Genomic DNA, 11,566 nt, shown 5'->3' with positions numbered 1-11,566 from the left:
GGTCTGGAGAGGAGTTTTCACTAGATGAGCACATTCGCTCAATATAATTTCCCTGATTTCTTAAATCAGGCACTGACCGCGATTCACTTCACCACGCCGACGGATGCCCAAGAGGCACTTTTACCGCCCATCCTGGCGGGCAAGGATGTCGTGGGTCAAGCAGAGACCGGCAGCGGCAAGACCCATGCTTTCCTGTTACCAATTCTGGCTGGTATTCAAACGGCGGAACACACCGTTCAGGCGGTCATCACCGCCCCGAGTCGGGAATTGGCGGAGCAGCTGAAGGACGCGGCGGAACAACTCGTCAGCCGCCAGGAGCCCCAAACCCGAATTTTGCTCGCTGTGGGCGGTACCGATAAGGAGCGGCTGGTGGAGAAAATCGAACACCGCCAGCCCCAGCTGGTTATCGGGACCCCCGGCCGGTTGGCAGATCTCGTGACCAGTCATGTGCTGCAGGTGCAGACCACGCAGTATTTTGTTGTCGATGAGGCCGACATGTCTCTGGACATGGGCTTTTTGACCGATATCGACCATATCGCCTCGGCGATGCCGACCAAATTACAGATGCTGGTTTTCTCGGCGACGATTCCAGAAAAGCTGCAGCCGTTTTTGCGCAAGTACATGCACAGTCCGGAGATGGTGCGGGTGGCCTTAAAGTCAGTGATTTCCCCAACCATCAAGAATATCCTGCTGGCCACCAAGGGCCGGGATCACAACCGGATCATCAATACCTTATTGCATATCGGCCAACCGTTTTTGGCGCTGGTTTTTGCCAACACGAAAGAGCGGGTCGATGAACTCTATGATTATCTGCAAAAACAGGGATTGAAAGTCGCTAAGATCCATGGGGATATTCCCCCGCGGGAACGACGGCGGACAATGAAGGAAGTCCGCGACTTGCAGTATCAGTATGTTGTCGCCACTGATTTGGCGGCCCGGGGAATCGATGTTCCGGGCGTATCGCTGGTGATCAACGATGACTTCCCCAAGGACCCGGAATTCTTTATCCATCGCGTGGGCCGGACCGGCCGAAACGGCTTGGCAGGTACCGCCATTTCTCTTTATGATCCGGAGCAGGAACAGCAAGTGGCCCAAATCGAAGGCTTAGGCATCAGTTTCGTACCGGAAGAATTGAAGGACGGCGAACTGGTGGCGGCTAATGACCGCAACCGCCGCCGGGATCGGCAGGGTGTCGCCCAGGCCATTGACCCCAGTATCAAGGGCATGGTGGCCAAGGAAAAGAAGAAGCGCATGCCCGGATATAAGAATAAGATCCGCAAGGCAATCAAAGTGGATGCCCGGCGGAAACGGAAGATCGCACGAAGGGAGCAGCGGCGCAAATGATGAATCCTCAGCAGTTGAATCGGCCGACCTGGGAGCAGTTAACGGGGGAACAACAGCATTTGCTGTTTACTCAAATCCTGCGGTACTTCGTCAATCCGCTGCTGCCCACGACTGAAATCGCGCCGGTGTGCATCACCGTTCAGGGGAAAAACTTTGCCTCCCAAACGGTGATGATTGCCGGCCAGCGTTACATCTTTGTGCCCGGTCAGCTCCAGGCTCAGCTAGGCTATCAGGTGACCGGGCAAGAAGTGCTGACGCCCCAGTTATGGGATGACGGCAGTGCAGTCTTGGAACATCCGGATTTACCGGCCATGGCGTTGACCACCAATGGCCAGCGGGAGCGGTATTTGACTGATTTTACCACCGCTCCGCGGACAGCGGACATTCCGCCGCTGCTCGTGGCTCAGCAGCCTTTGCCCATTGATCAGCGCAGTGTCGGGCTTTACACGCCCGGGACTGATGATTTTTCAGGGGATGTCGTGACGTTTAAGAAGATCCGCCAAACTGTGGGCAGCCAGTTGCGCCAAGCCCCCCGGGCGATCGTCACCCCGGAAATGAGTATTTATTTCGTGCCCACCGCCGTGCTGGGTGAATATCAGCTGCGCGTCGCGGAGGCACTGCCGCCCATGGTTTTGACCCAGACCTTGGCGCGTCAGGGATTTTCTGTCTTGGCCCCAGATGAGTACGAATACGTGGTCAGCGGCGGTCAAACAACGCTGTTCCCATGGGGCGCTCAGGGGCTGACCGACCTGCCGCCGGTGATTCCCAACCGCTTCGGCATTCGCTTCAGTGCACGTCAATACACAGCGGAGATGACCACGGATTCGCTGACCTGGCGAGGCGGTTGGCCAGTCTCTGGCGGGCAGAAAAAAGTGGAAGCACAACTGCCGTTTTCGGCCTTCTATGACAGCGGCCGGCTGCCCGGTTTTGGCGATCTGCCTTTGCCCCAGCAAGTCTATCATCAGGTGATCCGGGTCTCGTTTGACGACGATGACCGGTAGCTTTACCACTTTTTGACAAAAATCAGTCGTCAACGTGACAAAAAAGGAGTATCGTACTCTGTGAAATCGAAGGTTGCTGATTTTTCAAGGCTATGGTCATTTCTAAGAGGAGTTATTTCTTTATGCAAACATTGATTTTTGGTCACCGCGGTTATCCCGCCCGCTTCGCAGAAAACAGTCTTCAGGGTTTCCAGTATGTCTGTGCCCACCACATTGACGGTATTGAAACTGATGTACAGCGCACTAGTGACGGCCACTTAGTCATTATCCATGATGAAACTATCGATCGCACGACCGATGGCAGCGGCTATGTGAAAGACATGACCTTGGCTGAGCTGCAGTCGTGGCATCAAGCTAACGGGGAATCGATTCCTACCTTGGCCCAGTTTCTGGATGCGCTGGGCAATTGGCACGGCCAAATCAACATTGAATTTAAGACCGGCAAAGTTCGCTACCCTGGCATTGAAGCCGAGACCCAGCGGGCAGTCGCGACAGCTGGGCGGACCGACGAGGTCGTCTACTCGTCGTTTAACCCGGATAGTCTAGTCGCGCTGCACGAAATCGCCCCTGAACAACCTGTGGCACTGCTGGCCAAAGAAGCGACCCCGGAGAAAGTCGCACCGGTTCAAAATATTTTATCGGCCTTGCATTTGGAAAAGATGGAAACGCCCAGCCAGCTGCCGGAACGGATCTGGACTGTCAACGATCCGTGGCAGATGCGGGCGCTGTTCCGGGCGCCAAAAGTCGTCGCCATCATCACCGATAAGTTTGAGGAAGCGCAAGACGTCCGCCAGCTGCAAACCAGCAAGCAGACGGCATAACAGCGTTGCACGGGGCTTTTTCCCGTGGTATACTCAAATTTGTTTGGGACATACAGACCGTGTCCCGCTGCTGCAGAGAAGCCCCGGCTGGTGCGAGGGGTGCCGCGGAACGGTCTGTGCTACCCGCTGATCGTCACCGATCACTAATTTAATCAATCAAAGTGGTAATGATAAACATCATTGCAATCAAGGTGGTACCGCGTGCAAGCGCCCTTGAATGCGATGATGTTTTTTTACCGGCAAGAAAGAGGCAGTCAACTGATGAAAGAAATGAGCAGTGCCCAAGTACGGCAAACGTTCCTGGACTTTTGGCAATCCAAGGGGCACGACGTAGAGCCCTCTGCGTCGCTGATCCCGAAGGACGACCCGACGCTATTATGGATCAATTCCGGGGTCGCCACGTTGAAGAAGTATTTCGACGGGACCGTGATCCCGAAGAATCCGCGAATCACCAACGCCCAGAAGAGTATCCGCACGAATGATATTGAGAATGTTGGGAAAACCGCCCGGCACCAGACATTCTTTGAAATGCTGGGAAACTTCTCCGTCGGCGATTATTTCAAAAAAGAAGTCATTCCCTGGGCTTGGGAACTGCTGACGGATCCGAAATGGTTTGGCTTTGAACCGGATCGGCTGTACATGACGGTGTACCCGAAGGATACAGAAACTTACAAATTATGGCAGGAGGCCGGCGTCAAGAAAGATCATTTGGTTTTGGCCGAAGATAACTTCTGGGATATCGGCGGCGGCCCCAGCGGTCCGGACTCCGAAATTTTCTACGACCGCGGTCAGCACTACAACAATGTCGCGGAAGACGATCCAGAAAATTATCCCGGTGGTGAGAACGAACGCTATTTGGAGATTTGGAACATTGTCTTTTCTGAATTCAACCATCTGCCCGATGGCCGCTATGTTGAACAGCCCCATAAAAACATCGATACCGGCATGGGTCTGGAACGGGTCGTATCGATTTTCCAGGATGCGCCGACAAACTTCGAGACGGATCTGTTCATGCCGATGATCCGTGAAGCGGAAACGCTCAGCGGTAAAAAGTACGGCGTGGACAACAACCACGACGTCAGCTTCAAAATCATCGCGGATCACGCCCGGGCAGTCACCTTTGCCATCGGCGATGGCGCGATGCCATCCAATGAAGGCCGCGGCTATGTGTTACGCCGGTTGATTCGCCGGGCTGTCTTGAACGGCAAGAAACTGGGCATCGACAAGCCGTTCCTGTACCAGCTGGTGCCGGTCGTGGGTGAGATCATGAAGAGCTACTATCCGGAGCCTCTGGCCCAAAAGGACTTCATCGCCCACATCATCAAGGGTGAAGAGGAGCGGTTCCAGGCGACGCTGAATGACGGCTTAGATATTCTGGACGGCCGCATTGCGGACCTGCAAAAGGCTGGTGAAAAAGTCTTCCCCGGCGCCGATGCCTTCAAGCTGTTTGATACCTATGGCTTCCCAGTGGAACTGACTGTGGAGTCCGCGGCGGATGAAGGCCTGTCCGTGGACATGAAAGGCTTTAAGGCCGCCATGCAGGCCCAGAAGGATCGGGCTCGCTCGGCGCGGAAAGACGTTAATTCCATGGGTTCCCAGAACAAGCTCTTGATGGATATTAAGGACGAGAGCGAGTTCACCGGGTACGATGAATTGACGACCACCGGCGCCACACTGACCCACCTGATTGTCAAGACGACTGATGGCGACCAGTCAATCGACAAGGAAGTCGACGCCGTCACCAGCGGCAAAGCGGAACTGTTATTCGATAAGACCCCGTTCTACGCCGAAATGGGCGGCCAAGTGGCCGATCACGGGACCATTGAAGACGCGGATGGCAACGCAGTGGCCAAGGTCACTGATGTACAGCACGCGCCGAATGGTCAAAACATTCACTTCGTTGACGTTTTGGGCAATCTTGAAGCACACCAGACGTATACGCTGAAAGTAAATCGGACGTTCCGCTTGGCGGTGCGCAAGAACCATACGGCGACCCATTTGCTGGACCAAGCGTTGCGGGAAGTTCTGGGGGCCCACACGCATCAAGCAGGATCCCTAGTGGAACCCGATTACCTACGCTTTGATTTCAATCATCAAGGCCAAGTCACCCCGGCAGAATTGCAGCAGCTGGAAGATACAGTGAACGCTAAGATTTATGCTGAAATTCCGGTCAAGACGACAGTCACGGATCTGGCTACTGCCCAGAAGATGGGTGCCATTGCGCTGTTCACCGATAAATACGGTGACCGGGTACGGGTCGTGAATATCGGCGACTGGTCGATTGAATTGTGCGGCGGCACGCATGTCAAGAATACTGCCGAGATCGGTTTGTTCAAGATCACGTCCGAATCTGCAATTGGGGCCGGTGTACGGCGGATCGAAGCAGTCACGTCGAAAGCCGCCGTGGCTTACGTCGATCAGCAGATGCAGCTCCTGAATCAGACGGCTCAAATCGTCAAGGCCAATCAAGTCCAGGATACCCCGGAACGGGTTAGTCAGTTGCAAAAGGACTTGAAGCGCACCGACAAAGAGCTGACGGCGCTCCAGGCGAAGATGGCAGCGGCGCAGGCCAATTCTGTTTTCGACAGTGCCGAAACCATCAATGGTCTGCAAGTGATTACGGCCCAAGTGAAGGTTGACGGTATGAATGCGCTGCGGCAAATGGTGGATCAGTGGAAGAGCAAGGATGCGTCCGATGTTCTGGTCCTGGCGACCGCTGCGAACGGCAAAGCCAACTTGATTGCCGCCGCCAATGACAAAGCCCAAAAGCAGGGCGTTAAAGCTGGCAATTTGATCAAAGCCATTGCGCCGATCGTTGGCGGTGGCGGCGGTGGCCGACCGGACATGGCCCAAGCCGGCGGCAAACAACCAGAAAAAATTAATGAGGCGTTAACCGCTGTCAAAGCGGCATTAGGCCAGGCTTGATGATTTAGGCCAGTGCCTGAAGGTTGTGTTTTCATGCTCAATTCGTTAGAATAGTTGGTGATTTATGATTGGGTTTAGCCCGGTCTAGGTTTTCGAAAAGAGGGGTGCCTTATGAGTTCACTCGATAAAACAATGCATTTTAGTTTCGCGGAGGATCAAAGCAAGAATGTCCGGGAAACCTTGCAAACCGTTTACAAAGCGCTGGAAGAAAAGGGATACAACCCGATCAATCAGATCGTTGGTTATTTACTTTCCGGCGACCCGGCGTACATTCCCCGCTATAACGATGCACGGACGCTCATTGGCAAACATGAGCGCGACGAAATCATCGAAGAACTGGTACGCACGTATCTCCATCAAGAGCTGAAGTAATGCGCTTGATGGGTTTAGACGTGGGATCAAAGACTGTCGGCGTCGCCGTCAGCGATCCCTTGGGCTGGACAGCTCAGGGAGTCGAAATTATTTCCATTGACGAGCATCAGCATCAGTTCGGGCTGGACCGGGTGGCCGAACTGGTCGATCAGTACGAAGTCACCGGGTTTGTTCTGGGCTTTCCGAAGAACATGAACAATTCCATCGGTGAACGGGCCAAGAAGTCCAAAGCATATGGCCAGTATTTGACCGATCGGTTTCATTTGCCCGTCGATTTTATTGACGAGCGCCTGACTACGGTCGAAGCCAACCGGATGCTGATTGAAGGTGCAGATGCATCCCGGAAGAAACGCAAGCAGGTAGTCGATAAAGTCGCAGCAGTTCTGATCTTACAGAACTACTTGGATGCCGGCGGCAAGTTGACCAAGTCGGTACAGTAGAGGAGTACACCATGGCAGATAAAAACCACATTCACAATGGCGATAGTTTCGCTGATGACCAACGGCAAATCACGTTAGTCGACGATCAAGGGAACGAAGAGTTATTTGAAGTCTTGTTCACCTTTGATTCTGAAGATTACGGCAAGTCTTACGTCTTGCTTTATCCGGCGGGGGCCAAGGCCGATGAAGAGATCGAGATTCAGGCGTTCTCTTTCACTCCGGACGAGGATGGCTATGCTACTGCGGGTGATCTGTACCCAATAGAGGATGACGCCGAGTGGGACATGGTCGAAGAAGTGCTGAATACCTTCATGGCCGACAACGAGGACGATGAAGACGACGAATAACCGGCACGGCCAACGATCAGTTGGCTAAGAGACGGTAAGGGATCGCGTGGACTGGGGGCAGCAGCTGCCTGGTTCACGCGATTTCTTTCGCTGATACCGCAGTTATGGTAAACTGGTGTCTAATGTGATTGATAAATTGGAGGTTTCCCTGTGGCTGACGATAAGCGACGCTACAAAGCAACGATTGGCAAAAAGACGTATACGATCGTCGGTCCCGGCAGCGACGAGTTCATGGCGACCGTAACGGCAGTCCTGAATACCCAGCTGGACCAGATCAAGTCTCTGGCACCGCAGTTGACGGAAACGGACGCGGCTATTTTATTGGCTTTTAATACGATTTCAGATTCCATCAAATTGAAGGAAGAGGTCAAAGCACTGCAGGCCCGCTTGGCGGACCCCGACAGCAGCGCGGCGCACCCCCAAGACCAGGAGTAGTGGCTGTTTTCATGTTGAGTTTGGTAGTTATCTTGATCCTGTTATACGGCATCTATGGCGGTGCTCGGCGCGGTATTTACCTGCAAGGAATGTATACAGTGGGTTATTTTATTGCGCTGATCGCGGCCCTTTTGGGATACCGGGCACTCGGTCCCCATCTTGATTTATGGGTGCCGTATCCGTCCGCTACTATGAACAGTTTCTTTGCTTTCTTCACCACAACCAGCGGTTTGGATTTGGATCAGCCTTATTACAACGCCTGTGCTTTTCTGCTGATTTTCGTGATTGGCTGGCTGATCGTGCATATTGTGATGCTTTGGTTCACGCCAATGCAATTTATGCCGGTCACCGATGCCTTGAACAGTGTTGGCGGGATGCTGCTGGGTTTTATTTGCCAATACATGGCCGTGTTTATGGCCATTTATTTTGTCGCGCTGATTCCCATCGACGGGATGCAGCATGCATTGGCGAATTCCTGGATGGCGCGCATGATGATGGTCACGCCCGGTCTGTCCCAGGTGTTTTTGCACTGGTGGGTTTTGAGCGCTTAGATTAATTAATTGTATCGAGAAGAAGGACTGCGACCAGAATTCGATGTCTGACGAACCGAGGGCCAATGCTCTGCCGCAGCTTGCGGAGCATTGGCCCGGCGCATCAGAGACCGCTTCTATTTCAGTCCTTTCATGGAAAAAACACACTATAGAAAGTGGGTAATGCTATGCATACCAGAGTGTTAGCAACTCTGGATTATCCTGAGGTCCTGCATCAGTTGGCCAGCTATACCGTCAGCGATGCCGGTAAGCGGCTGGCTTTGGCACTGACCCCCGATGATACTGCCGGTGCCGTGCAAGAGAATATTGACCGGACCGCGGACGCCATGGCCCTCCACCGCCTCAAGGGCGGGTATCCCATCACTAAAACGGTGGACATTACCCCGCACTTGAAGCGGCTGCAAATCGGCGCCACCTTAAGCGGCAGCGAACTGGCTCAAATTGGCCGGGTGCTGGCGGTGGCTGCCTCGATTAAAAATTTCTTCAGTGATTTTGCTGATGATCAGGATCAGATGCTGCGCGCCTTGCCGGATCTGGTGGACCAGTTAGTGGATCTGCCAGCTGTAACCCGGGCTTTGAATCGGGCTTTGGACGAAGACGGCACGGTATTGGATACTGCCAGCAGCAAGCTGCAGGGCATCCGCACGGGCATGCGGCAAACTGAGGGCGCGGTGCGCACTCGATTGGAACAATACACCCGGGGCAAAGAAGCCCAGTACCTGACTGACGCAATCATTACGCTGCGGGATGATCGTTATGTGATCCCGGTCAAGGCTGAGTATAAGAATCGGTTTGGCGGGATCGTCCACGACCAAAGCGCCAGCGGTCAAACCTTTTACATTGAGCCGCAAGCTGTATTGGAAATGAACAACCGCCTGCGCCAGCTGCAAATTGACGAGAAGCGGGAGATTGAGCGGATTTTGGCTGAATTGGCTGAGCTGGTCGCACCGTATACCAACGAGTTGAAGGCTAACGCGGACATTCTGGCTGAGCTGGATCTGGTGAATGCGAAGGCCCAGTACGCTCGGGCAATCAATGCCACTGAACCGATTATCGATGCGGACCGATACGTGGATCTGATCCAAGCCCGCCATCCGCTGATTGATCCTAAGAAAGTCGTCCCCAATGATATCTATTTGGGCAAAGACTTCCATACGATCGTGGTCACCGGACCCAACACGGGTGGTAAAACGATTACGCTGAAGACCTTGGGGCTGCTGGAACTGATGGCGCAATCAGGGATGTTTATTCCTGCTAACGAAGACAGCCATGTGGCGATTTATGATGAGATTTTGGCCGATATAGGTGACGAGCAGTCCATCGAACAAAGCCTATCGACTTTTTCTGGGCACATGAAAAATATCATCAGCATTCTGCACGTGGCGACTAAGCGCAGTCTGGTGCTCTTCGACGAACTCGGTGCCGGTACCGATCCCCAGGAAGGGGCCAGTTTGGCCATTGCCGTCTTGGATTATTTAGGGGCCATGGGGCCGGACGTCGTCGCGACGACCCACTATCCGGAATTGAAGGTTTATGGTTATAATACGCCGCAGACGATCAACGCCAGTATGGAGTTTGACATCACCACCTTGCAGCCGACTTACCGTCTGCTGATCGGCACCCCGGGCCGGTCCAATGCCTTTGACATTGCTGCCCGGCTGGGCTTGAATCAGGAGATCGTGGATCGGGCCAAGCAGCTGCTGGATGGTGAAAGTCAAAACCTGAATGAAATGATCGGCGATCTGGAAAATCAGCGGAAAGCCGCGGAGACCGAGTATCATGAACTGCGGCATCAACTAGATGAAGCCACGACGCTGCACGAACAGCTGAACACGGCCTTTGAAGAATTTCTCAAAGACAAGGACACCCAGCTGCAAAAGGCCCAGCAGCAGGCAGATAAGCTGGTGGATAAGGCACAAGCCAAGGCGGACAAGATCATCGCGGATTTGCGGCAGGCACAGCTCACCGGCGGCGGCAGCAGTGTCAAGGAAGACAAGCTGATTGCGGCGCGCACCGCGCTGAAAGACTTGCACAGCACACCGTCAGCCAAGAACAATCGGGTCCTGCGGCGGGAGAAAAAGAAGCAAACGCTGCGGCCCGGCGATGACGTCCAAGTAGCCAGTTACGGAACGGTCGGCACCTTGCTCAGCAAGTCTGATGATACCCACTGGGAAGTGCAGCTGGGTATTTTGAAAATGAAGGTACCCACCGATGAATTGACCAAGGTAGAGGCGCCGGAGGACAAAGAGCCAAAGCGGCATATCGTCAACGTCAGCAATCGCGGTCCGGCTATTTCGCCCACCTTGGATTTGCGGGGCAAACGATATGAAGAAGCCATGCATGATCTGGATCAATACATGGATGAGGCGCTGCTGGCCAATTATCCAACGGTGACGATCATCCACGGTAAAGGCACCGGCGCCATCCGCAATGGGGTCCAGGAGTACCTGAAACAGCATCGTCAGATCAAGAGTTACAAGTATGCGCCGCCGGAAGCCGGCGGGGATGGGGCGACGATCGTCGTCTTTAAGTAAATTGCCTGTCACTTATTTTTTGTAAGTGTTGAAATTGGCGCACATATTTGCTAAACTTATGTAAGAAAAGAAAGGGAGTGCACACCTTGGTCAAAGCTGTTACAGATAAGACATTTGCCCAAGAGACCGATCATGGCGTTGTCCTGACCGATTTCTGGGCCACGTGGTGCGGCCCGTGCCGCATGCAGTCACCGGTTATCGACAAACTAGCCGATGAGCAGCCAGATGTTAAGTTTACGAAAATGGACGTGGATGAAAACCCGGATACCCCGAAGCAATTCGGTATCATGGCCATCCCGACTTTGATTGTTAAAAAAGACGGGAAGGTCGTTGAACAGCTCGTTGGTTACCAATCCAAAGAGCAATTGACCGCCACGCTCGCTAAATATACTGACTAAAACAGGTCAACCGGCCGGCTATCGCGAAGATAACCGGCTTTTTTTTCGGCCATTGCATTTTCTTAAGCATTCTTTCGTCCTGTAACACTCCTGAAATGTTATGGTATAAGTAGGTTTGCAAGGCATCTAACAACATTGTTAGACATTGTCTCAGTCGTCTGACTGGTATTTGCTGAAAACGAACTTTATAATTAAGGTTGTATCGTTTGAAAAGGTAGGGGATTAGGATGAAAGCACAGTGGCTTGCCCTATGGCACCGGCCCGTGTTCCAATTCGTCGTCAAGACTGTCTTTTACTTCATCATCATTCTGGTGCTGACGTATTTGTACAGCTACAGCGGCGTGAACAACAGCAAGTTTATTTACAATGAATTCTGACACGAGCGAGGGGGAAAAGAA

General features: G+C 53.3%; 12 protein-coding genes. All 12 read left to right on the top strand.

The genetic code is table 11. The annotated features are described in order from the left end of the window. Positions 1-24: 24 nt before the first annotated feature. The 12 genes from H627_RS0105890 (at position 25) to H627_RS19645 (ending at position 11,545) form a co-directional block, all read left to right on the top strand. Complete coding sequence (locus tag H627_RS0105890; protein ID WP_027828191.1) at positions 25-1,344, top strand: DEAD/DEAH box helicase; 1,320 nt, start codon at positions 25-27, stop codon at positions 1,342-1,344. Beyond that, positions 1,341-2,345 (top strand): hypothetical protein, encoded by a 1,005-nt coding sequence (locus tag H627_RS0105885; RefSeq protein WP_027828190.1) that lies wholly within the window; start codon positions 1,341-1,343, stop codon positions 2,343-2,345. Before H627_RS0105890 ends, H627_RS0105885 begins: the two co-directional genes overlap by 4 nt. Positions 2,346-2,467: 122 nt before the next feature. After that, positions 2,468-3,166 carry a glycerophosphodiester phosphodiesterase gene (locus tag H627_RS0105880; RefSeq protein ID WP_027828189.1) on the top strand — a complete coding sequence of 233 codons (699 nt, stop codon included), beginning with the start codon at positions 2,468-2,470 and terminating at the stop codon, positions 3,164-3,166. Between the two features lie 261 nt (positions 3,167-3,427). Beyond that, a complete protein-coding gene (gene alaS, locus H627_RS0105875) occupies positions 3,428-6,091 on the top strand; it encodes an alanine--tRNA ligase (RefSeq protein ID WP_027828188.1) in 2,664 nt (887 codons plus the stop codon). A 111-nt stretch (positions 6,092-6,202) separates the two neighbouring features. Then, positions 6,203-6,463, top strand: coding sequence for an IreB family regulatory phosphoprotein (locus H627_RS0105870; RefSeq protein WP_027828187.1), 261 nt, complete (start codon positions 6,203-6,205; stop codon positions 6,461-6,463). Further along, complete coding sequence (ruvX, locus tag H627_RS0105865) at positions 6,463-6,903, top strand: Holliday junction resolvase RuvX (protein ID WP_027828186.1); 441 nt, start codon at positions 6,463-6,465, stop codon at positions 6,901-6,903. Before H627_RS0105870 ends, ruvX begins: the two co-directional genes overlap by 1 nt. Positions 6,904-6,914: 11 nt before the next feature. After that, a complete protein-coding gene (locus H627_RS0105860) occupies positions 6,915-7,250 on the top strand; it encodes a DUF1292 domain-containing protein (protein WP_027828185.1) in 336 nt (111 codons plus the stop codon). 150 nt (positions 7,251-7,400) lie between these two features. After that, on the top strand, positions 7,401-7,685 hold the full coding sequence (locus H627_RS0105855; protein WP_027828184.1) for a cell division protein ZapA: 285 nt from the start codon (positions 7,401-7,403) through the stop codon (positions 7,683-7,685). An 11-nt stretch (positions 7,686-7,696) separates the two neighbouring features. Beyond that, positions 7,697-8,236, top strand: coding sequence for a CvpA family protein (locus H627_RS0105850; RefSeq protein ID WP_027828183.1), 540 nt, complete (start codon positions 7,697-7,699; stop codon positions 8,234-8,236). A gap of 167 nt (positions 8,237-8,403) precedes the next feature. Then, positions 8,404-10,770 (top strand): endonuclease MutS2, encoded by a 2,367-nt coding sequence (locus tag H627_RS0105845; protein ID WP_027828182.1) that lies wholly within the window; start codon positions 8,404-8,406, stop codon positions 10,768-10,770. Positions 10,771-10,856: 86 nt separating this feature from the next. Further along, complete coding sequence (trxA, locus tag H627_RS0105840; RefSeq protein ID WP_027828181.1) at positions 10,857-11,168, top strand: thioredoxin; 312 nt, start codon at positions 10,857-10,859, stop codon at positions 11,166-11,168. Positions 11,169-11,395: 227 nt separating this feature from the next. After that, a complete protein-coding gene (locus H627_RS19645) occupies positions 11,396-11,545 on the top strand; it encodes a teichoic acid D-Ala incorporation-associated protein DltX (RefSeq protein WP_063515765.1) in 150 nt (49 codons plus the stop codon). Positions 11,546-11,566: the final 21 nt, after the last annotated feature.

Source organism: Schleiferilactobacillus harbinensis DSM 16991, from assembly GCF_000425885.1.
GTDB classification, from domain to species: Bacteria; Bacillota; Bacilli; order Lactobacillales; family Lactobacillaceae; genus Schleiferilactobacillus; species Schleiferilactobacillus harbinensis.
The sequence above is the reverse complement of the archived record's forward strand: the minus strand, read 5'-3'. Positions and strand labels throughout refer to the sequence as shown.

Excerpts from the sequence above, each read along its gene's own strand:
- H627_RS0105860 (WP_027828185.1), top strand. The coding sequence starts at position 6,915 with ATGGCAGATAAAAACCACATTCACAATGGCGATAGTTTCGCTGATGAC.
- H627_RS0105845 (WP_027828182.1), top strand. The coding sequence starts at position 8,404 with ATGCATACCAGAGTGTTAGCAACTCTGGATTATCCTGAGGTCCTGCAT.
- H627_RS0105870 (WP_027828187.1), top strand. The coding sequence starts at position 6,203 with ATGAGTTCACTCGATAAAACAATGCATTTTAGTTTCGCGGAGGATCAA.
- H627_RS0105850 (WP_027828183.1), top strand. The coding sequence starts at position 7,697 with ATGTTGAGTTTGGTAGTTATCTTGATCCTGTTATACGGCATCTATGGC.
- H627_RS19645 (WP_063515765.1), top strand. The coding sequence starts at position 11,396 with ATGAAAGCACAGTGGCTTGCCCTATGGCACCGGCCCGTGTTCCAATTC.
- alaS (WP_027828188.1), top strand. The coding sequence starts at position 3,428 with ATGAAAGAAATGAGCAGTGCCCAAGTACGGCAAACGTTCCTGGACTTT.
- H627_RS0105890 (WP_027828191.1), top strand. The coding sequence starts at position 25 with ATGAGCACATTCGCTCAATATAATTTCCCTGATTTCTTAAATCAGGCA.
- ruvX (WP_027828186.1), top strand. The coding sequence starts at position 6,463 with ATGCGCTTGATGGGTTTAGACGTGGGATCAAAGACTGTCGGCGTCGCC.
- H627_RS0105880 (WP_027828189.1), top strand. The coding sequence starts at position 2,468 with ATGCAAACATTGATTTTTGGTCACCGCGGTTATCCCGCCCGCTTCGCA.
- H627_RS0105885 (WP_027828190.1), top strand. The coding sequence starts at position 1,341 with ATGATGAATCCTCAGCAGTTGAATCGGCCGACCTGGGAGCAGTTAACG.